Raw genomic sequence first — 24788 nt, 5'->3', positions numbered from 1 at the left:
CTTTCAAGATGCCGTTACGGACCCTTGAGACCTGGCCCCACGGCGCAATCATGCTGGACGCGGAACACACGCAATTTGCGTTGTGGGCGCCAGATGCGTTCTACGTCAGTGTCGAACTGGAAAATGGACAGTCCTTGCCGTTGTTGCCTCAGGCTGACGGCTGGTTCGTGATCAACACCCGCTGCCCGGCGGGCACGCTCTACCGATTCAACATCGACGGAGAGCTGGAGGTGCCCGACCCGGCCTCCCGTGCCCAGGCCGGAGGCATCGACCAGCCCAGCGTGGTGGTCGACCCCCACGCCTACCCGTGGCAACACAGCCACTGGCTGGGGCGACCGTGGAACCAGGCGGTCATTTACGAGCTGCACGTCGGTGCGCTCGGCGGTTTCCAGGCCGTCGAGCAGCATCTGACACGCCTGGTCGAGCTGGGCATTACCGCCATCGAACTGATGCCCATCGCGCAGTTCCCCGGTGAACGCAATTGGGGCTACGACGGGGTGCTGCACTACGCGCCCCAGGCGTCCTATGGTTCACCCGAACAGCTCAAGCACCTGATCGACACCGCCCACGGCCATGGCCTGGCGGTGATCCTCGACGTGGTCTACAACCACTTCGGCCCCGATGGCAATTACCTGCATCGGTACGCCAAGGGTTTCTTCAACGAAGACAAACACACACCCTGGGGAGCGGCGATCGATTTCCGCCGGCGCGAGGTGCGCGATTTTTTCATCGACAATGCCTTGATGTGGTTGCTGGAGTACCGCTTCGACGGCTTGCGCTTGGATGCCGTGCATGCCATCGAAAGCCCGGATTTTCTCCAGGACATGGCGCAAAGGATTCGCCAGCAGACCGATCCGGCGCGGCACGTGTGGCTGATGCTGGAAAACGAACACAACCAGGCCAGCCTGCTGGAGCAAGGCTATGACGCGCAATGGAATGACGACGGCCATAACGCCCTGCACGTGCTGTTGACCGGCGAAACCGATGCCTATTACGCCGACTTTGCGCACAACCCCACCGAACAACTGGCCCGCTGCCTGAACCAGGGCTTCGTGTTTCAAGGCCACCTCAACCGCCATGGCCAGCCACGCGGCGAATCCAGCGGACATCTGCCGCCCAGCGCGTTCGTCCTGTTTTTGCAAAACCACGACCAGATCGGCAACCGCGCCTTTGGCGAACGCCTGAACCAACTGGCGCCTCCCGACGCCTTGACAGCCGCCACCGCGCTGTTGCTGCTGTCACCGATGATTCCGCTGATGTTCATGGGGGACGAGTGTGGCGCCGAGCAGCCGTTCCTGTTTTTCACCAGCCACCACGGTGAGCTGGCGCGCCTGGTGCGCGAGGGCCGGCGCAACGAGTTTGCCGCGTTCAGCGCCTTCGCCGACCCCAATAAACGTGAACAGATTCCCGACCCGAATGCGCCCCGGACGTTCGAGGCGTCACGGCCCCGGCTGACCGCGAGCGAATCATCGAGCACCCACGACCTGTACCGGCACCTGTTGCAGATTCGCCATCGGCACATCATCCCGCGCTTGCCCGGCGCCCAGGCATTGAATGCCGAAGTGCTGGCCGACGGCGCGGTATCGGCGCGCTGGCTGCTCGGCGATGGCAGCCTGCTGCGCATTGACCTGAACCTCGGCGACACACCGGTGGTCCACACCCCACAGGCCGACGCGATTGTGCTGTTCGAGCACCCCGCGCAATCTGCCGACCTGCTGGACCGGGGCACGCTTGCCCCGTATTGCGCGATCGTCACCCTCAAGGCCGCGGCCCCTTTGCTACCCCCGGATGGAGAGCGTCTATGAGTGATGCGCAGCTTGAAATACTGGCGAGCCGTGCCGGCCTGGCCGTCGACTGGATCGACGCCAACGGCCGCCCGCAAAAAGTCGCCCCCGCTGTCTTGCGCAATGTCCTGACCGGCCTCGGTCACCCGGCTGGCAGCGCCCAGGAAATCGACGCCAGCCTGCTCGAATTGCTGCAGGTGCAACAGACCCGCCACCTGCCGCCCCTGATCACCGCCGACGTCGGTGTCGGCCTCAACCTGGCGCACTACTTCGAGCCGCTGACGCCGTGCGAGATTCACCTCGAAGACGGTGCACGACTCCACCTCAAGCTGGACGCCGAGGCGACATTGCCGGGGCTGATTCCGGTCGGTTACCAGCACGTCAGCATCGATGGCCAGAGCTTCACCCTGGCCGTGGCGCCCGAGCGCTGCTACAGCGTGGGGGATGCGGTCGAAAACCCGACGCCGCGTGCCTGGGGCCTGAGCGTGCAGCTGTATGCCTTGCGCCGTGCCGGCGATGGCGGTTTCGGCGACACCCAGGCCCTGGAGGATCTGGCCCGGGTCGCGGGTGAGCGAGGCGCCGAAGCGCTGGCGATCAGCCCGCTGCACGCCATGTTCGCCAGTGACACCCAGCGTTACAGCCCCTACTCGCCCTCCAGTCGCTTGTTCCTTAACAGCCTGTATTGCGCGCCGGGGGCGATCCTCGGCGAGCGTGCGCTGCGCGCGGCCATCGATGCCACCGGCCTGGCCGCCGAACTCCAGCAGCTTGAAGAACGGCCGCTGATCGACTGGCCCACCGCCGCCGACGCCAAGCATCGGTTGTTGCAAGCGCTCTACGAAGGCTTCGTGCAGGGTGAGCATCCGTTGCATGCCGACTTCAGCAGCTTCCGCCATGCCGGCGGCGAAGCCCTGGAAAACCACTGCCGTTTCGAAGCCCTGCAGGAGGCCCGGGCCGCCCAGGGAGAAAACCTCGACTGGCGGCAATGGCCCGAGCAATGGCGCAACCCGCGCAGCGCCGCCCTCGCTGAATTTGCCGAAGAAAATGCCGGGCGCATCGGCTTCTTTGCTTTCTGCCAGTGGCTGATCACCCGCTGCCTGGAACGCGCGCAAGCTGCCGCCCGCAGCAGCGGCATGGGCATTGGCCTGATCGCCGACCTGGCCGTCGGTGCCGATGGCGGCGGCAGCCAGGCCTGGAGCCGCCAGGATGAATTGCTGGCCTCGCTCACGGTCGGCGCACCACCGGATATTCTTAATCGCAGCGGACAGGGCTGGGGGATTTCCGCGTTCTCCCCCGAAGGCCTGGTGCGCAACGGCTTTCGGGCCTTCATCGAAATGCTGCGCGCCAATTTCGCCCACGCCGGGGGCCTGCGCATCGATCACGTCATGGGCCTGCAACGCCTGTGGGTAATCCCCAACGGCGCACCGCCTGCCGATGGCGCTTATCTCTACTACCCGGTCGACGACCTGCTGCGCCTGCTGACCCTCGAATCCCATCGCCATCAGGCCATCGTGCTGGGCGAAGACCTGGGCACCGTGCCGGACGGCCTGCGGGAAAAACTCATCGCCCGCTCGATGCTCGGCATGCGGGTGTTGCTGTTTGAACAGGACAACACCCACTTCAAGCCAATTCTCGACTGGCCGGACAACGCCCTGGCGACCACCAGCACCCACGACTTGCCGACCCTCAACGGCTGGTGGCATGGCCGCGACATCGACTGGAATGCCCGCCTGGGCCTGATCGATGCCAACACTGAAATCGAGTGGCGCCACCATCGCGAGCGGGAGCGCGAAGGGTTGCGTCGCACCTTGAGCCAGGACCCGCAGAATTTTCGCGAAGAGTCCCATGAAACCGATCAGATCCTCGATGCCAGCGTGCGTTTCCTCGGCCATACCCGCGCGCCGCTGGTGTTGCTGCCGCTGGAAGATGCCCTGGGCATCGAACAGCAGGCCAACCTGCCCGGCACCATCGACACGCACCCCAACTGGTCGCGACGGCTGCCCGGCGACAGCGAAGCCCTGCTCGACAACCCGGACGCCGCCCGGCGCCTGGAGTTGCTCGCCTGCGCGCGGCTCCAGGCGGCCGAGCGTGATCAATGACTCAACAGCCAGCGCCAACCCTGCGCGCCACCCTGCGCCTGCAATTTCATAAAGGCTTCACCCTCGACGATGCAGTGCCGCTGGTGCCGTACTTCGCCCGCCTGGGCATCAGCCATGTCTATGCCTCGCCGCTGCTGAGCGCCCGCGCCGGCTCGATGCATGGCTACGACGTGGTGGACCCGACCACGGTCAACCCGGAGCTGGGCGGTGAACCCGCCTTGCGGCGACTGGTCAGCGCATTGCGCGGCCAGCACATGGGGCTGATCCTCGACATCGTGTCCAATCACATGGCCGTCGGCGGCAACGACAATCCCTGGTGGCTGGACTTGCTGGAATGGGGCCGGCTGAGCCCTTACGGCGAGTTCTTCGATATCCAGTGGCATTCGCCCGATCCGTTGATGGAAGGCCAGTTGTTGTTGCCGTTCCTCGGCAGCGACTACGGCATCGCGCTGCAGGACGGCACCCTGTCCCTGCGCTTCGATGCGCGCCAGGGTGCGTTTTTTGTCGAGCACTACGATCATCGCTTCCCCATCTGCCCCAGCCATTACGGCGAACTGCTCAAGTCGGATGCCGAGCCGCTCAAATCATTGGCGGAGCGCTTCAGCACCTTGAGTTATCAGAGCGATGCCCACCGTCTGGCCAGACCGCTTAAAGATGAATTGCACGCATTGGCCCGCGAACCGGCCCTGGCCAAGGCCATCGAAAACAACCTGAAACGTTACGACACCTTTACCCCGGATGGTTTCCAGCGGTTGCACAATCTGCTGGAGCGCCAGAGCTATCGGCTGGCCAGTTGGCGCACCGCCGCGGACGATATCAACTGGCGGCGTTTTTTCGATGTCAACGAACTGGGCGGGCTGCGGGTTGAACGTCCCGCGGTGTTTGAGGCGACCCATGCGAAAATCTTCCAGCTGGTCGCCGAAGGCCTGGTCGACGGCCTGCGCATCGACCACATCGACGGCCTCGCCGACCCTCGGGGTTACTGCCGCAAGCTGCGGCGGCGCATCGACCGCCTGGCGCCGGGCCGGCACTTGCCGATCTATGTCGAGAAGATCCTCGGCGAAGGTGAAACCCTGCACCGCGACTGGTCGGTGGACGGCACCACCGGCTACGAATTCATGAACCAGGTGTCGCTGTTGCAGCACGATCCCCAGGGCGAACAGACCCTGGGCGAACTCTGGCAGCGGCACAGCGAACGCCCGGCCGACTTCCGCCAGGAAGCACAGTTGGCCCGCCAGCAGATCCTCAACGGTTCCCTCGCCGGGGATTTCGAAAGCGTCGCCCAGGCCCTGCTGCAAGTGGCCCGGGATGACCTGATGACCCGCGACCTGACCCTCGGCGCGATCCGCCGGGCGTTGCAGGAGCTGATCGTGCATTTCCCGGTGTACCGCACCTACATCAGCCCCCTGGGGCGTTCAGCCCAGGATGAGGTGTTTTTTCGCCAGGCCATGGACGGCGCCCGGCAAACCCTCGGCGAAGCCGACTGGCCGGTGCTCGATTGCCTGGCCGGCTGGCTGGGCGGCGAGCCCTGGCGCCAGCGCCCGGCGGGACGCGCGCGCAAGCGGCTCAAGCATGCCTGCGTGCGGTTCCAGCAGCTGACTTCGCCGGCAGCGGCCAAGGCCGTGGAAGACACCGCGTTCTATCGTTCGGCGGTGCTGCTGTCGCGCAATGACGTGGGTTTCAGCACCGAGCAATTCAGCGCGCCGGTGGCCGACTTCCATGCCGCGTGCGCCCAGCGCCTGGCCGAGTTCCCCGACAACCTGCTGGCCACCGCCACCCACGATCACAAACGCGGCGAAGACACCCGCGCGCGCCTTGCCGTGTTGAGCGAACGCAGCGCCTGGTATGCCGACCAGATCGGTCTGTGGCGCGCCCTCGCCCGTCCGCTGCGCCATGACGAGCAGACGCCGTCTGCTGGCGACGAGTTGATCCTCTATCAGGCATTGCTCGGCAGCTGGCCGCTGGACCTGGGCCCTGATGATCAGGCCGCTTTTGAGGATTACTTCGAGCGCGTCTGGCAGTGGCAACGCAAAGCCCTGCGCGAAGCCAAGCTGCAAAGCAGCTGGAGTGCGGCCAACGATGCCTATGAACAAGCGAGCGAAGCCTTTCTCCAGCGCCTGCTGCTGACGCCCGACGGCGAGCTGCTGCGCTCGGCCCTGGGCAAAGCCGCGCACGCCATCGCCGCCCCCGGCGCACTCAACGGATTGGCGCAAACCTTGCTGCGCATGACGGTGCCAGGGGTGCCGGATCTCTATCAGGGCAATGATTTCTGGGACTTCACGCTAGTCGATCCGGACAACCGTCGGCCGGTAGATTACACCCGCCGCCAACAGGCCTTGCAGCCAACAACGGAGGGGGCCGACCTGCTGGCGAACTGGCGTGACGGACGTATCAAGCAAGCCTTGGTTGCCGGGGCCCTGAACCGGCGTGTCGAACACACTGAGCTGTTTCGACGGGGGACCTACCAGCCTCTGGAAGTGCTCGGCAGCCAGGCGCATCGGGTACTGGGGTTTGTTCGCGAGCACGGGGGTAAACGGGCGATCGTGATCGTGCCGATTCGCTGTGCATCGCTGCTGGAAAACAGTGCCGTGCCGCAGGTGGGCGCGCCGCAGTGGGGCGATACGCGGGTCCGGTTGCCGTTTACGGCCGCCGAGGAAAATCTGAAGGGACTTTTTTCGAGCACCGCAGTCACAAAACACAAGGAGCTGTTTATCAGCGCCGCGCTGGGGGACTTCCCGGTCAATCTCTTTATCCAAACTACCGACACTTGAGTTGATTCAGGAGCATTGCGATGAGTATCGACGATAAACGCATCCGCGAGTTTGCCTATCAGATCTGGGAGTCCGAAGGAAAACCCGAAGGCCAGGAAGCACGGCACTGGGAGATGGCCCGCAAGCTGGCCGATGCCGAAGCGCTGGCGCCGAAAAAGGCACCGAAAGCGGCGGGCAGCAAGACCGCAGCCAGCAAACCGGTCGTCAGTAAAGCGCTGAACGGCAAGGCTGGCGAGCCAAAAGCCAAAGCCAAGGCAAAGCCCGCCGCCGCTTCCAAAGTGATTCCACCGGGCGAGAAGCCCGCAGAGAAAAAGCCTCGCGCGGCGCGCAAACCACCTGCGGTCTGACGCTTTACACGATTGACCTGAATCACTGCGTGGCGGGCTTGCTCGCCACCACGGGCTCGCTCGCCCAGAGAAACTCCCTGTGGGAGCGGGCTTGCTCGCGAAGGGGCCATCAGCTTCAACATCTATGTCGACTGACACCCCGCCTTCGCGAGCAGGCTCGCTCCCACAGTTATCCCATTTGCAGGAGCACCTATGACCCGTCCAAAGAAAGACACGCCGACACCTCAAGAACCGTCGCGTATCCGTGAGGGCCTGCCCTTTCCATTGGGTGCCACCTGGGACGGCCTGGGGGTCAATTTCGCCTTGTTTTCCGCCAACGCCACCCGCGTCGAACTGTGCATTTTCGACGATGCCGGTGAAGTGGAAATCGAACGCATCGAATTGCCTGAATACACCGACGAGATCTACCACGGCTACCTGCCCGATGCGCACCCGGGACTCATCTACGGCTACCGCGTGTACGGCCCGTACGACCCGGCCAACGGCCACCGCTTCAATCACAACAAACTGCTGATCGACCCCTACGCCAAACAACTGGTGGGCAAGCTGAAATGGTCGGAGGCGTTGTTCGGCTACACCATCGGCCACCCAGACGCCGACCTCAGTTTCGATGAGCGCGACAGCGCGCCCTTTGTGCCCAAATGCAAGGTCATCGACCCGGCGCACACCTGGGGCCACGACCATCGGGTCAGTGTGCCGTGGGACAAAACCATCATTTACGAGACCCACGTACGCGGCATCAGCATGCGTCACCCCGCCGTCCCCGAGAACGTGCGCGGCACGTTCGCCGGGTTGATGGTCGATGACGTGCTGGAGCACATCCGCAAGCTCGGCGTCTCCACCGTGGAATTGCTGCCGATCCATGCCTTCGTCAACGACCAGCACCTGCTGCACAAGGGCATGACCAATTACTGGGGCTACAACAGCATCGCGTTTTTCGCCCCCGACCCGCGCTACCTGGCCAGCGGCAAGATCGCCGAGTTCAAGGAGATGGTCGCGCACCTGCACGAAGCCAATCTGGAAGTGATTCTTGACGTGGTCTACAACCACACCGCCGAGGGCAACGAACAAGGCCCGACCCTGTCCATGCGCGGCATCGACAACGCCTCGTACTACCGCTTGATGCCCGACGACAAACGCTTCTACATCAACGATTCCGGCACCGGCAACACCCTGGACCTGAGCCACCCGTGCGTGCTGCAGATGGTCACCGACTCCCTGCGCTACTGGGCCTCGGAAATGCACGTGGACGGCTTCCGCTTTGACCTGGCGACCATTCTGGGGCGTTACCACGATGGTTTCGACGAGCGTCACAGTTTCCTCGTCGCCTGTCGCCAGGACCCGGTACTGCGTCAGGTGAAACTGATTGCCGAACCCTGGGACTGCGGTCCCGGCGGCTACCAGGTCGGCAACTTCCCGCCCGGCTGGGTGGAATGGAACGACAAGTTCCGCGACACCGTGCGCGCCTTCTGGAAAGGCGACGACGGGCAAATCGCCGATTTCGCCAGCCGCATGACCGCCTCCGGCGAGATGTTCAATCAGCGCGGTCGGCGTCCCTATGCTTCGGTGAACTTCATCACCGCCCATGACGGCTTTACCCTCAACGACCTGGTGTCATACAACGACAAGCACAACGAAGCCAACGACGAGAACAACCAGGACGGCAGCAACAACAACCTGTCGTGGAACCACGGCGTCGAAGGCCCTACAGACGATCCCGAGATCAACGCCCTGCGCCACCGGCAGATGCGCAACTTCTTCGCCACGTTGCTATTGGCCCAAGGCACACCGATGCTGGTGGCCGGCGACGAATTCGCCCGCACCCAGGACGGCAACAACAATGCCTATTGCCAGGACAGCGAGATCGGCTGGGTCAACTGGGACCTCAGCGAAGACGGCAAGGCCCTGCTCAAGTTCGTCAAGCGCCTGATCAAACTGCGCCTGGCCTACCCGATCCTGCGTCGCGGGCGTTTCCTGGTGGGCAATTACAACGAGGACATCGGCGTCAAGGACGTCACCTGGCTGGCGGCGGACGGCAGCGAGATGACCACCGAGCATTGGCACGATGCGCACAACCGCTGCCTGGGCATGCTCCTTGACGGGCGCGCCCAGGAAACCGGCATCCGCCGCAAAGGCGCCGACGCCACGCTGCTGCTGGTGGTCAACGCCCACCACGACATCGTCAACTTCCTGTTGCCGCAAGTGCCGGATGGCGGTTTCTGGACCTGCATGATCGACACCAATCAACCGTCGATCCGTGGCCAGGAGCGCTTCGAATTCGGCCGCGAATACTCGGTCACCGGCCGCTCGCTGCTGCTGTTCGAACTGCAGCACGAGGAGGAGGACTGAACGGTGACGGGTGTGGCCCGGTGAATAAACTCACCGTTCGGAACATCGGGGCGACGAATAGCGTTAGATGAGCAATACTCTGCACGCGGCGATTCCAGGGTTCGGAACGCCGCGCATTGCTATCAACGAGAACAAGGACGTTGCCATGAAACCGGTCTCCCTGCTCGACAACAGCCCGCTGGCACAAATCTGGAACAACGCTCCACAGCTGGACAATATCCCGGTCATCGGCACTCAATCCCTGGTTCCAGCCGGCGCCCGCGCCGTGGTCATTGCCCCGCATCCGGGCGATGAAGTGCTGATGTGCGGCGGCCTGCTGCAATTGCTCAGCGCCCTGGGGCACCCCTTGCAATTGATCTCGATAACGGATGGCAGCGCCAGCCATCCGGGCTCGCAGCAATGGTCGGAAAAACGCCTCAGCGTGTTTCGCGCCCAGGAAAGCGTCGAAGCCTTGCGTCGGCTGGGGTTGCCGATGCACAGCCTGAAGTGGATTCGCGGCGGTTTCACCGACAATGCCCTGGCCGAGCATCAGCTGGAACTGACGCAGTTCATCACCCGCTACCTGCGGCCCGGCGACGTGGTGTTCAGCACCTGGTCCGAAGACGGCAACAGCGACCATGATGCCGTGGGCCGTGCCAGCGCCAACGCCGCGACCATCGCCGGCGCTGTCTTCAACGAAATGCCGGTACGGGCCTGGCACTGGCCGACCCGCGATCGCGGCCTCATCCCCTGGCATCGCGCCCGCAAGCTGCGCCTGGACACCTGGACAGTCGCACGCAAAAGCCATGCGACCCATGCCTATGCCAGCCAGCTGGACGGCGAACCGGCCATCGGTCTGGCCCCGCTGTTGCCACGGGTGCTGCTGGAGCGGATGCGGCTACCCTATGAAATCGTTTTCGTCTGAACCCCACCCACCTTCAATTGTGGGAACGAACAGGCTCGCTCCTACAGGGGGCGGGATACTCCAGACGGAACTGCCCGCTCCGACATCAGTCGCATACATAAGTCAGCCTTGATTCAGAGGAGTGAAAGTGACCAGTACTTCCAAGCCGCAGAAGGTCGAATCAGTGCCGTTGGCCACACCCCCGGCCATCCATCGACTGCGTGTGCTGACCGTCAATACCCACAAGGGATTCACCGCCCTCAACCGACGGTTCATCCTGCCGGAGCTGCGTGAAGCGGTGCGCAGTACGTCGGCGGACCTGGTGTTTCTGCAGGAAGTGGTAGGCGAACACGATCGCCACTCTTCGCGCTACAACGATTGGCCAACGACCTCGCAATATGAATTCCTCGCGGACAGCATGTGGAGCGATTTCGCCTACGGCCGCAATGCGGTCTACCCCGATGGTCATCACGGCAACGCGCTGCTGTCCAAGTACCCGATTCGCGAATACCGCAACCTCGACGTGTCCATCACCGGCCCGGAACGTCGCGGCTTGCTGCATTGCGTCCTGGACGTCCCGGGCCACGCCGAGGTCCATGCGATCTGCGTTCATCTGAGCCTGCTGGAAAGCCACCGCCAACTTCAATTGCAGTTGCTCTGCCAGCTGCTCGAATCCCTGCCCGACACGGCACCGGTAATCATTGCCGGCGACTTCAACGACTGGCAGTTGCAAGGCAACGCCGCCCTCGCCCGCCGCGACTACCTGCACGAAGCCTTCGAACGCCATCACGGCCGTCCCGCCAAGACTTATCCGGCGCGATTTCCGCTGTTGCGCCTGGACCGTGTTTACCTGCGCAACGCCACCAGCCATGAACCGAAAATTCTCGGGACCAAGCCCTGGACGCACCTGTCGGATCATTTGCCGCTGGCCGTTGAAGTCCACCTCTGAGCCGCTTGCCGACCCGGCAAAAGGCCTTCACCACTGAAAGCTTAAACGTTTAACCTGTTACTTTTGACAGTAGCGACAGCCTAAAACTGCTGATACGTTGCACTCGTCCCTGCAGCCGAATGCATGGACGTGCGACTCATAGTGGCCGTCGTTGCTGAAGTTTTCGTTTCCGGGTATCTGCTGTCCCGCTGCTGTCTCGCAACCTGCGCTGCCGAGGGCGACTGAAGCCTTGCCATTTTTGACACGTGGCCACTCAGTCGCCGACCCACACGCGGAGACGAGCATGAAGTTTGCCTGCGATTTTCCCAAGTACAGCGCCTGCGCCGTTTCGATCTGGTTATGCGCCGGCTGGCCGCAACCTGTGCAAGCTGCCTGCACCCTTACCCCCACGGCCGGCAACGATAACTTCACCTGTGACAGCGCCAGCAACGGACCGCTGACTGATCTTGCGGGCAACAACACCCTGACCTTTCCCGCCGGTGGTACTGGCTCGATCAATGGCAACGTCCGATTCGGCGCCGGCAGCGATACCGTCAACATGGACTCCGGCAGCATTGCCGGCACGCTCGATCAAGGGGATGGGTCCGATACGCTCACTATCAGCGCCGGGCAGATCACCGGGGCGGTCCTGCAAGGAAACGGCGTCGACAATTTCACCCTGCGTGGCGGCAGCATTCAGTCGCTGGCCCAGGGTGACAGCCGCGACTTTTTCCTGATGACCGGTGGCAGAATCATCGGTGCTTTCGAGGACGGCGATACCGCCCGGATGACTGGAGGCCGGATCGGTCGGGTCGATATGAAACTCGATAACAACCTGTTCGACATCTCCGGCGGCGAGGTCGATGGCAACGTGGTAACCGGCTTCGGCACTGACACCATCATTGTGTCCGGCGGCAAGATTGGCGGCTTCATCAGTGTCAGCGGGGGCGACGACAGCGTCACCGTGACCGGTGGCGAGGTCGTCGGCGAGATTCGTACCAGCGTCGGCAACGACACCTTTGTCTGGGACGGCGGTGGCATCCTGCACTCCGCCATCCTGATGGAAGGTGGCGATGACAATGCCACCCTGCGCAATCTCAATGAGAGCATCCTGGCCCAGACCCCGAGCCTCAACGGGGGCGCGGGCAACGATGTACTGACCTTCGATCAGACCACCACCGCCGGGGCCGGCCGTTACCTCAATTGGGAAACGGTCAATCTGAACAAGGGCTCGCGGCTCGATCTGGCCGATAATTTCATACTGGGCGACAGCGCCAGCGGCACCGGCGTGTTCAATATCGATGGCAGCAGCATCCTGACATCCACACAAGGCAGCATCACGCCCTTCACCGCCGGCCAGCGAGCCACGTTGAACAATGCCGGGATCATCGACCTCGCCAGCGGCAACACCCGCACCAGCGACACGCTGACCGTGCAGGGCAATTACGCTGGCAGCGGCGGCCAATTGAGTGTGCAAAGCGTGCTCGGTGATGACAGTTCGCCCAGCGACAAACTGGTGGTGATTGACGGAACCTTGACCGGCACCACCGCGATCAGTGTCAGCAACCTCAATGGCACTGGCGCCGAAACCTTGCAAAACGGCATCCAGGTGGTCGAGGCCAGAGGCGCGGCCGTCAGCGACAACGGCGCGTTTGCGCTCAAGGCCCCGGTGGAGGCCGGCGCCTTTCAATACGCGCTGTACAAGGGCGGCGTCACCCCGGGCAGCGAAAACAGCTGGTACTTGCGTTCGGCCGTCGTGGCACCGCCCCTGGTGGCGGTGACCGTGGCCAACCCCGACCCGGCGCTGCCGCCCGTGGTGCAACTGGTACCGCTGGTGGCGACGCCGGTAGCGGCTGCCGGCAGCCCGCCACTGCCCACGCCCGAGCCCGGTGCCGCGCCGATTACGTTGTACCGTCAGGAAGTGCCGGTCTGGTCCGTCTTGACCCCCGCCGCTGCACAACTGGCCCTGACCGCCCTCGGCACCTTCCATGATCGCCAGGGTGACCAGCGTCTGTTGAGCGAAACCGGTGCCTTCGGCGCAGGCTGGGGCCGGGTCTATGGCAAGGACTTCGACCAGACCTGGTCCGGCACCGTCACGCCACGGCTCGACGGCTCGCTCAAAGGCTTCCAGGTGGGCAACGATCTTTACGCCTCGCAAACCGCTGGCGGGCACACCCAGCGCAGCGGCTTCTTCGTCGGCCACAGCCGCTTGAAAGGCGATGTCGACGGTTTCAACCAAGGCTTCCAAGGCAAGCGCGCCGGCAAGGTCGAACTGGAAGGCGACAGTCTTGGCGCCTACTGGACCCTGACCGACCCCAGGGGCGGGTACGTCGATACGGTGGCGATGTACACCTGGCTCGACGGTGACAGCCATTCCGATCGCGGCCTCAAAATCGATAACCACGGTCACGCCCTGACCCTGTCGGCGGAGGCCGGTTATCCGTTGGCGCTGGCGGGCAACTGGGTAATCGAACCCCAGGCGCAAGTCATTCACCAGCAGGTCAGGCTCGACAGCCAGGACGACGGCATTTCCCGGGTGTCGTTCGATTCCGACCCGGCCTGGACCGGGCGTCTCGGTGCGCGAGTCAAGGGCCGCTACGCCCTCGCCGGCCTGCCGCTGGAACCCTGGCTGCGGGCTAACCTCTGGCAGACTTTTTCGGGCACCGACACCGTCACCTTTGCCGGGAGCACCGATATCGACACTGAACAAAAGAGCGCGTGGGCCGATCTCGGCCTCGGCGCCAACCTGACGCTCGCCCCTGGGGTCAGTGTGTATGCCAGTGCCGATTACAGCAGTAATATCGACAGCAATCAGCAGCGTGGAACGGCCGGCAACCTAGGCATCAGAATCAGCTGGTGATACCGAGCAAAGGCTCTAGCCCGTGACTTTTTTGACGATTTTTCCAATAAACAAGAACTTAGAGAGGTGTCGTAAATCAGTCACTTACAAGCTCCAAAATAACCCTACCACTTATCGGCCATTTTCTTGACGCAGGGGCGACGGTCCTCTTGACTTCACGTTACTACCCCCGGCAGTAACTATCAGGGGCAAGCCCCCAAGACACCCGCGCAATCGGGCGGCCGCCGGCTTGCCCCCCTACATTCGGTCGCCCCTCATTCGGGGTAGGAGAGACGCCAAGGCAAGTACGGTACGCGTTCGCAAGGTAGCCCCCCATGAAAACTTCACTCACCCAACAAGAGATCAAAGTCACCTTTTGCACTGTCTCGAGTTCACTCCTGCTGTGCTCCTCCATGGAAGTGCAGGCTTCACCGGCCGAAGAAGAAACAACGCCCTGGTATCGCCAGGACGTTCCGGTGCTTAGCCTGTCCGCCAGCGCCATTGCCTACCCTGGTCGTTTCAGCCCTGCCCCTGATCTGCGAAGTAGCCACTTCACCACCGAAGACGCGACACCCTACGCCTGGGACCAGGTCTATGGCCAAGCCTCACGCCAGGCGCAAACCGACGCCCTGAGCCAGGGCTTTTCCAACCCCGGTTCCGGCGAACTCAAAGGCCCGGCGATCCTCACCCTGCAAAGCAACAGCGGCCATACCCAGCGGGTCGGCCTGATCGGCGGCACCAGCCAGTTCCAGGGCAACAACAATGGCGTGCTGATCAACCGCGGCATGTCCGACCCCCACACCGACACCCTCAACCTGCAAGGCCAAAGCCTCGGCGCCTACTACAGCCTGACCGGCCCACAGGGCTGGCACGTCGACCTGTCGGCCAGCGGTGGCCGCGTCAACGGTTTCAGCCGTAACGAACAGGGTGCCCGGCAAATCACCGAAGGCAGCGCGGTCACGCTGTCGGTCGAAGGGGGTTTTCCGATTGGCATCAGCGAAAACTGGGTAGTGGAACCCCAGGCGCAATTGATCAATCAACGGATCACCCTGGATACACCCTATGCGGGCTCGGGCAACGCCTCCTCCAGCGACCTGACGTCGTGGAGCGGACGGGTCGGTGCGAAATTGAAAGGCAGCTACGACATCAACGGCCTGCCCATCGAACCCTATGTGCGAACCAACTTGTGGCACACGGTGTACACGGGCAACACCGTCACGCTCGATCAGGTCGACAAGATCAGCAGCAGTCGCAACTCATCGACGGTCGAACTGGGTTTGGGCCTGGTCGCCAAGGTGACGCCAGCCTTGAGCCTGTATGTCAGCGCCGACTACAGCAGCGACGTGGATGACAATGACCTCAACGGGTTGATTGGCAGTTTGGGTGTGCGGATGCGGTGGTGAGGGTCCGACCGCGAGAGATGTAGTGCCTGTTCCGGCCTATTCGCGAGCAAGCCCGCTCCCACAGGTACAGTGTGATCCCTGTGGGAGCGGGCTTGCTCGCGAAGGAAGCGACGCGGTTTCGGATCAGCCTTGCGGGCTGAGCATCAACACCGCCAGCGGCGGCAGGTTCAGCACCAGCGACAACGCCTGCCCGTGGCTCGGCGCTTCCTCGGTTGAGGTCCCGCCGCTGTTGCCATAGTTGGAACCGGCATAGGTCGCCGAATCGCTGTTGAACAGTTCGGTCCAGCGCCCGGCGAACGGCACGCCAATCCGATACGCCTCACGCGGCACCGGGGTGAAGTTGGCCACCACCAGCACTGGCTTGCCTTCCTTGCTCCAGCGCAGCCAGGCGTAGACGCTGTTGATCGCATCGTCGCCGATCAGCCACTGGAAGCCCTGTGGCACATCGTCCTGCTCGTGCAGCGCCGGCTCGTCGCGGTACAGCCGGTTGAGGTCGCCGACCAGCTTTTGCACACCCTTGTGTTCCGAGTACTGCAACAGGTACCAGTCCAGTTGCTGATCGTGATTCCACTCGCGCCACTGGCCGAACTCGCAGCCCATGAACAACAGTTTCTTGCCCGGATGCGCCCACATGAAGCTCAGGTAGGCGCGCAGGTTGGCGAATTTCTGCCAGCGGTCGCCGGGCATCTTGTCGATCAGCGAATGCTTGCCGTGCACCACTTCGTCATGGGAGATCGGCAGGATGAAGCGCTCGGACCAGGCGTACACCAGGCCAAAGCTCAGCTCGTTGTGATGATGGGCGCGGTAGACCGGGTCCTGCTGGATGTAATGCAGCGAATCGTGCATCCAGCCCATGTTCCATTTATAGGCGAAGCCCAGGCCGCCCTGTTGCGTGCTTTGGCTGACGCCCGGCCAGGCCGTGGATTCCTCGGCAATCACCAGCGCGCCCGGCGCTTCGAGGGCGACCACGTCATTGAGATGACGCAGGAAGTCGATGGCTTCGAGGTTTTCCCGGCCGCCGTGACGGTTCGGCACCCACTCACCGGCCTTGCGCGAATAATCGCGGTACAGCATCGACGCCACCGCATCGACCCGCAGGCCGTCGACGTGGAAGTGCTTGAGCCAGTGCAGCGCCGAGGCCAGCATGTAGCCGTGCACCTCGGTGCGCCCCAGGTTGTAGATCAGCGTGTCCCAGTCCTGATGGAAGCCTTCCTGGGGGTTGCCATACTCGTACAGCGCGGTGCCATCGAACTGGGCCAGCCCGTGGGTGTCGGTGGGGAAATGCGCCGGCACCCAGTCCAGGATCACGCCGATCCCGGCCTGGTGGCAGTCGTTGACGAATGCCGCGAACTCATCACCGCTGCCGTAGCGGGCACTGGTGGCGAACTGCGACAGCAACTGGTAACCCCACGAACCGCCAAAGGGATGCTCCATGATCGGCATCAGTTCGATGTGGGTGAACCCCAGCTCCTTCACATACGGAATCAGCCGCTCGGCCAATTCGGGCCAGGTGTACTGGCGGGCCACTTCGCCCAGGTCGTCCAGCTCGCATTGCCAGGACCCGGCGTGCAATTCGTAAATCGACAACGGGGCCGTGGGACGATGCCGCTCGCCCCGGGACTGCATCCAGTCCTGATCCTGCCAGTCGATTTTCAGCGGCGAGGCCACCTTTGAAGCGGTGTCAGGCGGCAGGCTGGTGGCCAGCGCCATGGGGTCGGCCTTGAGCGGGAGAATCCCCTGCTGGCCGAGAATCTCGTATTTATAGGTCTCCCCCGCTTGCAGGCGCGGGATAAATATTTCCCAGACTCCGGTCGGGTGACGCAGGCGCATGGGATGACGACGACCGTCCCAGCCGTTGAAATCCCCCACCACCGACACGCGCCTGGCGTTCGGCGCCCATACGGCGAAGCGCACGCCTTCGACCCCGTCCACGGTCATCAACTGCGCACCGAGGCAACTGCTCAGGTCGCGGTGATTGCCTTCGGCAAACAGGTACAAATCCATCTCGCCCAGCAGCGGACCAAAGCTGTAGGGGTCTTCCGCGGTCAGTTCGCCGCCGGCCCAACGGGTGCGCAGCACATAGGGTTGCGCCCGTTCGAAATGGCCGACGAACAGCCCGGGGGTCTGGGTCGCTTCAAGGTTGCCCAACTCCTCCCCGGACGCCTTGGCCACCACCTGCACGCTCAGAGCGTCCGGCAGGTAAGCCCGGATGAATTGCCCGCCGGCACCGTCGCCGTGGGGACCGAGAATGGCGAAAGGGTCGTGATGCTCGGCGCGCACCAGTGCATCGATATCCCGCGCCCTGGGCAACAGCGCTTCTTTGTGATGATGACCCTGTTCCTTGTTCGAGAAACTCATGACTACTCTCCACCAAGATCGGAAAAGGGTTTGAGCCCACTCAATAACCCGTAAAGGCCGTGCAACGGCACGGACAGCCAGGTGGGGCGATTCTCTGCCTCATAGGCCACTTCATACGCTGCCTTCTCCAGGCCGAACAACGCCAATGCGGCGTCCTCGCCCTCTGGATCTTGCCATGCATGGCCAAGCGTAGCTGCCGATTGCCGATAAGCGACCACAAATGCATGTTTTGCTTCATTTAAATAACGATCGGCGACCCGACGGCGAGCGGCTCGCGCGGCCTCGGTGTGGTCGACATTCTGTACGTTGATGGTCATGGCCGCCGCATAGTCAAACGAGCGCAGCACGCCGCTGACATCTTTGTACGGGCTGTGCTTGCCCCGCCGTTCATGCAATGGGCGGGCCGGCTCGCCTTCGAAGTCGATCAGATAGGCGTCGCCCTTGATCACCAGCACCTGGCCCAGATGCAAGTCGCCGTGAACCCGAATGCGCAAGCCACCGGCCGTCTGCCGGGCCAAGGCCTGCACGTGGCTGAGGATGGCTTTTTTGTTGTCCAGTAACTGGCTGACCAGGTTTTTGTCCGCCGGGTTCAGTTCATTTTGATGCTGCTTGAGCAGTTTCAGTGCGTGTTCGATTTGCCCCGAAACATCCTTGGCCGTTGCCAGCGCATCCTTTGGCGTGGTGGGTTGCGGGGCAAAGTCCGGGTTGTCGCTCGGTGCCGCCAGCACCTGATGCATTTCACCCAGGCGCTGGCCGAGCATCGCGGCAAAATCCTGCAATTCGCCGAGGGCGTTGTAATGCTGCTCCTGCTCGGACATGGCGTCCGCCAACTCGTCGCGCAACGCCCGTTCGAGGTTGTTCTGCGTCCACTCCCAGGCATCGCCCTGATTGCTCAGGTAGCCTTGGGCGATCATCAGCAGGTTGTCTTCGCCCTGGGCATCGCGACGGACCACCGAACCCAGCAGTGGCGAAATATTACGGAAACCGGCCTGGGTCAGGTACGCGCTCATTTCCAGTTCCGGGTGCACACCCGAAGCGACCTTGCGGATCAGCTTCAGCACCAGGCTGTTGCCGACCACCACCGAACTGTTGGATTGCTCGGCCGACAGATAACGCACCTCCGACTCGGCGCCAAGGCCCAGCTTGGCCAGCTCGGCGGTCGGTTCGAAGCGGATCTCGCCCCCGTCGGACGGCAATACCGCACTGTCCTGGATGCGCTGCAACACCGTGCGAATGAAGTTTTCCAGGCTGAAGGCATCGGTGATCAAACCCACCTGCGGGCCACGGCGCACCCTGGAAAGCGCAAGCTGCTGCGGCAGCGCCGTACCAACCTGATCTTCGGCGATGAAGCCAAACGGCAGTTGGTAACGGCTGACCTGGCCGGCGCTGGTCACTTCGATTTCGCTCAACAACACCGGGTGCTGCGCATCGCCGAAGCGCACACCGTAGGCCAGGTTGACCCGGTCGATGGCCGCGTCCTTGCCGGCGAACCAGCGGCGGTTTTGCAGCCAGTTCGGCAAGATGTCCTGCTCCAGGGTGTCGCGGGTGGGCGCTTCGAGCAGTTCTTCCATGCGTTTTTTCAGCACCAGGGTGGTGAAGTCCGGCAGGCTCTGCGCCGGCTCCACGTGCCAGCTCGGCATCTGGTTTTCCGCCGCCAGCACAAACCAGTAAAACCCGTAGGGCGCCAGCGTCAGGAGGAAATTCAACTGGCCGATGGGCGGAAAGGCGTTACCGCCCAGCATCTCCACCGGCACCATGCCGACGTAGGCCGACAGGTCCAGCTCCGCCGCCTGGGCACTGCGCGAGACATTGGCCACGCACAGAATGATTTCGTGCTTGCCGTCGGTCCCGGTGAATTCACGGGTGTAGGCCAGAATCCTGCGGTTGCTCGGCGAGAGCATTTTCAGGGTGCCACGGCCAAAGGCCTTGGATTGCTTGCGCACCGCGAGCATGCGCCGTGTCCAGTTGAGCAGCGAGTGCGGGTCGCCGGACTGAGTCTCGACGTTGACCGACAGGTAACCGTATTGCGGGTCCATGATCGGCGGCAGGACCAGACTGGCCGGGTCGGCGCGGGAGAAACCGCCGTTGCGGTCGATGGACCATTGCATCGGCGTACGCACGCCGTCGCGGTCGCCCAGGTAGATGTTGTCGCCCATGCCGATCTCATCGCCGTAATACAGGGTCGGCGTGCCGGGCATCGACAGCAGCAGGCTGTTGAGCAGCTCCACCCGACGCCGGTCGCGCTCCATCAACGGCGCCAGGCGCCGGCGAATGCCCAGGTTGATCCGCGCCCGACGGTCGGCGGCGTAGTAATTCCACAGGTAGTCGCGCTCCTTGTCGGTGACCATTTCCAGGGTCAGCTCATCATGGTTGCGCAGAAAGATCGCCCACTGGCAGTTGGCCGGAATCTCCGGGGTCTGGCGCAGAATGTCGGTAATCGGAAAGCGGTCCTCCTGGGCCAGCGCCATGTACATGCGCGGCATCAGCGGGAAGTGGAACGCCATGTGGCACTCGTCGCCGTTGAGGCCTTTTTTGTCGGTATCGCCGAAATACAGCTGCGTGTCTTCCGGCCATTGATTGGCTTCGGCCAGCAACATGCGGTCGGGGTAATTGGCGTCGATCTCGGCGCGGATCTGCTTGAGGACGTCGTGGGTCTCCGGCAGGTTTTCGTTGTTGGTGCCGTCGCGCTCGATCAGGTACGGAATCGCGTCCAGGCGCAAGCCGTCGATGCCCATGTCGAGCCAGTAGCGCATCACCGACAGCACGGCCTTCATGACTTGCGGGTTATCGAAATTCAGGTCCGGCTGGTGCGAATAGAAGCGGTGCCAGAAGTATTGGCCGGCCACCGGGTCCCAGGTCCAGTTGGACTTTTCGGTGTCGAGGAAAATGATGCGGGTGCCGTCGTACTTTTGATCGTCATCGGACCACACGTAGAAATCCCGCGCCGCCGAGCCTTTCTTGGCCTTGCGCGCGCGCTGGAACCAGGCGTGCTGGTCGGAGGTGTGGTTGATGACCAGCTCGGTGATCACCCGCAAACCGCGCTTGTGCGCCTCGGCGATGAACCGCTTGGCGTCGGCCATGGTGCCGTAGTCGCTGTGCACGCCCCGGTACTCGGCGATGTCGTAGCCATCGTCGCGGCGTGGCGAGGGGTAGAACGGCAAGAGCCAGATGGTGTTGACGCCCAGATCGGCGATGTAATCGAGTTTGGCGATCAGGCCGGGAAAGTCGCCGATTCCGTCGTTATTGGAGTCGAAATAGGATTTGACGTGAACTTGATAAATGACCGCATCCTTGTACCAGAGTGGGTCCTTGATGAATGTGGCTGCCTTGGGTTTCTTCGCCATTTGAAACTCCTGTTGAATCCGAAAATGCTGTCGCCCCCCTGTGGGAGCGGGCTTGCTCGCGAAAGCGGTGCGTCATTCGACATTGATGGTGGCTGACACAACGCCTTCGCGAGCAAGCCCGCTCCCACAGGAGACCTGCGCTTATGGGGTAATCCGCCAAATCCCGAACGGCTGATACGCCGGGTCGATGCGCATGAACTGGTACTTGCCGTGCCAGGTCCAGCGATGGCCGTTCATCAGGTCTTCGCCCTGGGTGCTGGCGTCGTCGGACAGGCCCATTTCCCACAGCGGCAATTCGAAATTCGCCTCCTGCGGGTTATGCGGGTCGAGGTTGACCGCCACCAGGATGAAGTTGCTGCCATCAGCGCTGCGTTTGCCGAAATACAAAATGTTGTCATTCCAGGCGTTGTAGATTTTCAGGCCCAGGTGCGTGTGCAGCGCCGGGTTCTGTCGGCGAATCCGGTTGAGCTGGGCGATCTCGGCAATGATGTTGCCGGGCGCGGTGAAGTCCCGTGGACGGATCTGGTACTTCTCGGAATCGAGGTACTCCTCTTTGCCGGGCACCGGCGCCGATTCACACAGTTCGAAGCCGGAATACATGCCCCACAAGCCCGATCCCATGGTCGCCAGCACCGCGCGGATCAGAAAACCGGGACGCCCGGACTCATGCAGGAACGCCGGGTTGATGTCCGGCGTATTGACGAAGAAGTTGGGCCGGTAGCATTCACGCCAGGGCGATTCGTTGAGTTCGGTGAAATAGGTCGCCAGCTCCTGCTTGGTGTTGCGCCAGGTGAAGTAGGTGTAGCTCTGGGAGTAACCGACCTTGCCCAACCGCGCCATCATCGCCGGCGTGGTGAAGGCCTCGGCGAGAAAGATCACGTCGGGGTACAGCGCCCGCACATCGGCGATCAGCCATTGCCAGAACGGCAACGGCTTGGTGTGCGGGTTGTCGACACGAAACAGCTTCACACCCTCCAGCACCCAACCGACGACGATGTCGCGCAGTTCAACCCACAGGCTGGGAATCGCTTCCACGGCATAGAAGTCGACATTGACGATGTCCTGGTATTTCTTCGGCGGGTTTTCCGCGTATTTGATCGTGCCGTCCGGCCGCCAGTTGAACCAGCCCGGATGCTGCTTCAGCCAGGGGTGGTCCTGGGAGCACTGGATGGCGAAGTCGAGGGCGATTTCCAGGCCATGATCGGCGGCCGCCGCCACCAGCCGGCGAAAGTCTTCGCGGGTGCCCAGCTGCGAATGAATCGCCTCGTGCCCGCCCTCCTCGCTGCCGATGGCATAGGGACTACCCGGATCATCGGGGCCCGCGGTCAGGGAATTGTTCGGCCCCTTGCGATAGCTGCGCCCGATCGGATGGATCGGCGGGAAATACAGGACGTCGAAGCCCATGTCCTGAATCATCGCCAGCCGTGAATGCACATCGTTGAAGGTGCCGTGCCGCGCCGGATCGTCGGTGATCGAACGCGGGAACAATTCATACCAACTGGCGAACTGCGCCAGTTCACGCTCGACATCCACCGGGTACTCGGGGCTGAGGCTCAGGTAGGCGCGATGATCGGCCTGGGCCATCAGTTCGGCGCTACGTTGGTGCAGAAACAACGCGACCTGCTCGGTTTCCAGCAGCCCGGACAGCTCGTGGTGCAACGCCGACAACTGCTCGCTCAATTCACCTTCCGCGCGTTCGGCGGCTTGCTGAACGTAAAGCCGACCTTCCTGCAGCTCCAGGCTGACAGGAACGGCGGCGGCATGCTTTTTCTCCAGTTCATAACGGAAACTGGCGAACTGGTCGATCCAGGCTTCGATACAGAAGACATGACGACCCTGGGCCTCAACACGAAACCGGCCCTGCCAGCCATTGTTGCCCAGGTCGGTCATGACCTCGCTGCGCCAGACGTCGTCGCCCTCGGCTTGCCAGCGCAGGCGCACGGCCAGCTTGTCATGGCCGTCAGCAAACACCTTGCTGGTCACCACCACGTCCTGCCCTGCCACGGCCTTGATCGCGAACTGCCCGCCCTCAAGGGTCGGCATGGTGTCTTCGATGGCGATTCGCGGCAACAACAAGGCCTGCGACAATGGAATATGCGGGTTGTAGCTCAACTCACCAGGTTTTTCAGCCGTCATCGAGCATCTCTCCTGTACGCCCCAAGGACGCTCTCGTGTCTGATTGTCATCCACATCGGTCAGTCCCTCACCGAATGAACTCACTTAGGTTCCGAGCGACAGCCGCCTGCAAAAGTTCATCGGCAATTGACTGGAATCAAATCCTTCGCGCAGTGGTCAATCCACTTAAGCACGACTCACGCCATGTGCCACCGGAGGCTTGAACGATGAACAACCCCTTCCCCGCGGAAACCCCCGATCCGAACATCGACGACCCCGTAATCCCGCCGAGCGACCCGCAACCAGTGCCTGAAGAAGACCCACCCGGCAGCAACCCGCCACCGAGGGAAGAACCGCCGACGACGATGCCGCCGGTGATTGTCCAACCCTGATACCGTGCCCCAAACTCATGAAGATTCAATGTAGGAGCTGCCGCAGATAGCGATCTATTGATCTTGCTTTTTTGATGTGTCGAAGAGGGCAAAGATCAAGATCAAAAGATCGCAGCCTGCGGCAGCTCCTACGGGGGATCGCGGTCTTTCTCGAACATTTTCACGATCCTTGGCATGACGCTGAAAATCGCGAGCGCCAGGAAGGTGCTGAACAGCGCCGTCGCTTCCCTGCCCAATCCGGCGGATACGCCGATGGCGGCGGTCATCCATAGGCCGGCGGCGGTGGTCAGGCCTTTGACGTGGCCTTCGTCGCCCTCCTGGTTTTTCAGGATGGTGCCGGCTCCCAGGAAACCGATCCCGGCGATCACGCCTTGCACCACCCGGCTCATGGCATCGGCCTGGGCGCCGGACATTTGTGGTACCAGCACGAACAACGCCGCGCCGAGCGCTACCAGCATGTGGGTCCGCACGCCTGCCGCCTTGCCCTTGTGCTCGCGCTCGAAACCGAGAATGCCGCCCAGAATGGCCGCCATCAGCAGGCGCACGGTGATACGCGTCAACTGCGAAGCATCGCCAATGTCGGCGAATTCCGCTTGCAGGGTCACCCAGACTTCGTGCCACCAGGCGTTCATGGTGAGGTCCTTGTGAGGGGGCTATGGAGGATGGACCGCATCGACCATTAATCGGTTGCACAGAACGAAGCCCGGTGCGTGCGCCCTAACGTTTAACCCGTCGCAAAAAAGGATCACGTCATGCCCGTACGCATCGAGAACCAGACCTGCTTCTTCACCGTTGAACATGGCGAGGAAATTCGCCTGTGCCCCGATGTGACCATCATCACTGACGGCGCCAAAGCCATGTCGGCGGTCGACCTCAATGGCCAGCGCATTTACATCACCGAAGCAGAAGCCGACGCATTGACCGTAGCAGGTGCCGTTGACGGTCGCCGGCATTTGAAGGCCACGGACAGTGATTCGGTGATTTGACTGACCCGCATCAACATCACCCGCCAGCGCCTGAGGCAGGCATTCGCATCCCGCCGCGCCAAGTGCTTCAACTTGTCGCAGGCGGGGCCTCAGCAGGCATCTGATCCGGTTTTTATTCAAATACCTGAGTCTGTTATGCAAACAGATCGACGCTCATAGTGCTCATGCCTGATGGAGGCTGATGAGCGAAAGA

Annotated in this window: 14 protein-coding genes; 10 read left to right on the top strand and 4 right to left on the bottom strand. The window is 62.6% G+C overall.

Annotated elements, in window-relative coordinates; translation table 11 throughout:
- Nucleotides 1-8: 8 nt before the first annotated feature.
- The 9 genes from treZ to F8N66_RS04305 all read left to right on the top strand — a co-directional run bounded on the left by treZ (nucleotide 9) and on the right by F8N66_RS04305 (nucleotide 15400).
- Nucleotides 9-1805, top strand: a complete 1797-nt coding sequence (gene treZ, locus F8N66_RS04345; RefSeq protein ID WP_150768995.1) for a malto-oligosyltrehalose trehalohydrolase — start codon at nucleotides 9-11, stop codon at nucleotides 1803-1805.
- Nucleotides 1802-3880 (top strand): 4-alpha-glucanotransferase, encoded by a 2079-nt coding sequence (gene malQ, locus F8N66_RS04340; protein WP_150768994.1) that lies wholly within the window; start codon nucleotides 1802-1804, stop codon nucleotides 3878-3880. Before treZ ends, malQ begins: the two co-directional genes overlap by 4 nt.
- Nucleotides 3877-6651, top strand: coding sequence for a malto-oligosyltrehalose synthase (locus F8N66_RS04335; protein WP_150768993.1), 2775 nt, complete (start codon nucleotides 3877-3879; stop codon nucleotides 6649-6651). Before malQ ends, F8N66_RS04335 begins: the two co-directional genes overlap by 4 nt.
- A gap of 20 nt (nucleotides 6652-6671) precedes the next feature.
- Nucleotides 6672-6998 (top strand): DUF2934 domain-containing protein, encoded by a 327-nt coding sequence (locus F8N66_RS04330; RefSeq protein ID WP_150768992.1) that lies wholly within the window; start codon nucleotides 6672-6674, stop codon nucleotides 6996-6998.
- Nucleotides 6999-7190: 192 nt separating this feature from the next.
- On the top strand, nucleotides 7191-9347 hold the full coding sequence (glgX, locus tag F8N66_RS04325; RefSeq protein WP_150768991.1) for a glycogen debranching protein GlgX: 2157 nt from the start codon (nucleotides 7191-7193) through the stop codon (nucleotides 9345-9347).
- Between the two features lie 145 nt (nucleotides 9348-9492).
- Nucleotides 9493-10251, top strand: coding sequence for a PIG-L deacetylase family protein (locus F8N66_RS04320; protein WP_150769224.1), 759 nt, complete (start codon nucleotides 9493-9495; stop codon nucleotides 10249-10251).
- Nucleotides 10252-10378: 127 nt separating this feature from the next.
- Nucleotides 10379-11179, top strand: coding sequence for an endonuclease/exonuclease/phosphatase family protein (locus F8N66_RS04315; RefSeq protein WP_150768990.1), 801 nt, complete (start codon nucleotides 10379-10381; stop codon nucleotides 11177-11179).
- A gap of 283 nt (nucleotides 11180-11462) precedes the next feature.
- Nucleotides 11463-14018: an autotransporter outer membrane beta-barrel domain-containing protein gene (locus F8N66_RS04310; protein ID WP_150768989.1), complete on the top strand. Its 2556-nt coding sequence runs from the start codon at nucleotides 11463-11465 to the stop codon at nucleotides 14016-14018.
- A 314-nt stretch (nucleotides 14019-14332) separates the two neighbouring features.
- Nucleotides 14333-15400: an autotransporter outer membrane beta-barrel domain-containing protein gene (locus F8N66_RS04305; RefSeq protein WP_150768988.1), complete on the top strand. Its 1068-nt coding sequence runs from the start codon at nucleotides 14333-14335 to the stop codon at nucleotides 15398-15400.
- A gap of 123 nt (nucleotides 15401-15523) precedes the next feature.
- Here the strand turns inward: F8N66_RS04305 and glgB are convergent, their stop codons facing one another.
- From glgB to F8N66_RS04285, 4 genes are all read right to left on the bottom strand, one after another.
- On the bottom strand, nucleotides 15524-17758 hold the full coding sequence (glgB, locus tag F8N66_RS04300) for a 1,4-alpha-glucan branching protein GlgB (protein ID WP_150768987.1): 2235 nt from the start codon (nucleotides 17756-17758) through the stop codon (nucleotides 15524-15526).
- A 2-nt stretch (nucleotides 17759-17760) separates the two neighbouring features.
- Entirely contained in the window at nucleotides 17761-21102 is a 3342-nt protein-coding gene (gene treS / locus F8N66_RS04295) for a maltose alpha-D-glucosyltransferase (protein WP_150768986.1), read from the bottom strand.
- 141 nt (nucleotides 21103-21243) lie between these two features.
- Nucleotides 21244-23238 carry an alpha-1,4-glucan--maltose-1-phosphate maltosyltransferase gene (locus F8N66_RS04290; protein ID WP_150768985.1) on the bottom strand — a complete coding sequence of 665 codons (1995 nt, stop codon included), beginning with the start codon at nucleotides 23236-23238 and terminating at the stop codon, nucleotides 21244-21246.
- Between the two features lie 499 nt (nucleotides 23239-23737).
- The gene (locus F8N66_RS04285) at nucleotides 23738-24241 is read right to left on the bottom strand and encodes an MgtC/SapB family protein (protein WP_150768984.1); all 504 of its coding nucleotides are present in this window, start codon (nucleotides 24239-24241) and stop codon (nucleotides 23738-23740) included.
- 120 nt (nucleotides 24242-24361) lie between these two features.
- Here F8N66_RS04285 and F8N66_RS04280 point away from each other — a divergent pair, with 120 nt between their 5' ends.
- Nucleotides 24362-24595, top strand: a complete 234-nt coding sequence (locus F8N66_RS04280) for a DUF3203 family protein (protein WP_150768983.1) — start codon at nucleotides 24362-24364, stop codon at nucleotides 24593-24595.
- Nucleotides 24596-24788 lie beyond the last annotated feature (193 nt).

The sequence above is a fragment of the Pseudomonas fluorescens genome, assembly GCF_902498195.1.
Lineage (GTDB): Bacteria > Pseudomonadota > Gammaproteobacteria > Pseudomonadales > Pseudomonadaceae > Aquipseudomonas > Aquipseudomonas fluorescens_BU.
This window is presented reverse-complemented; position numbering and strand designations above follow the sequence as displayed.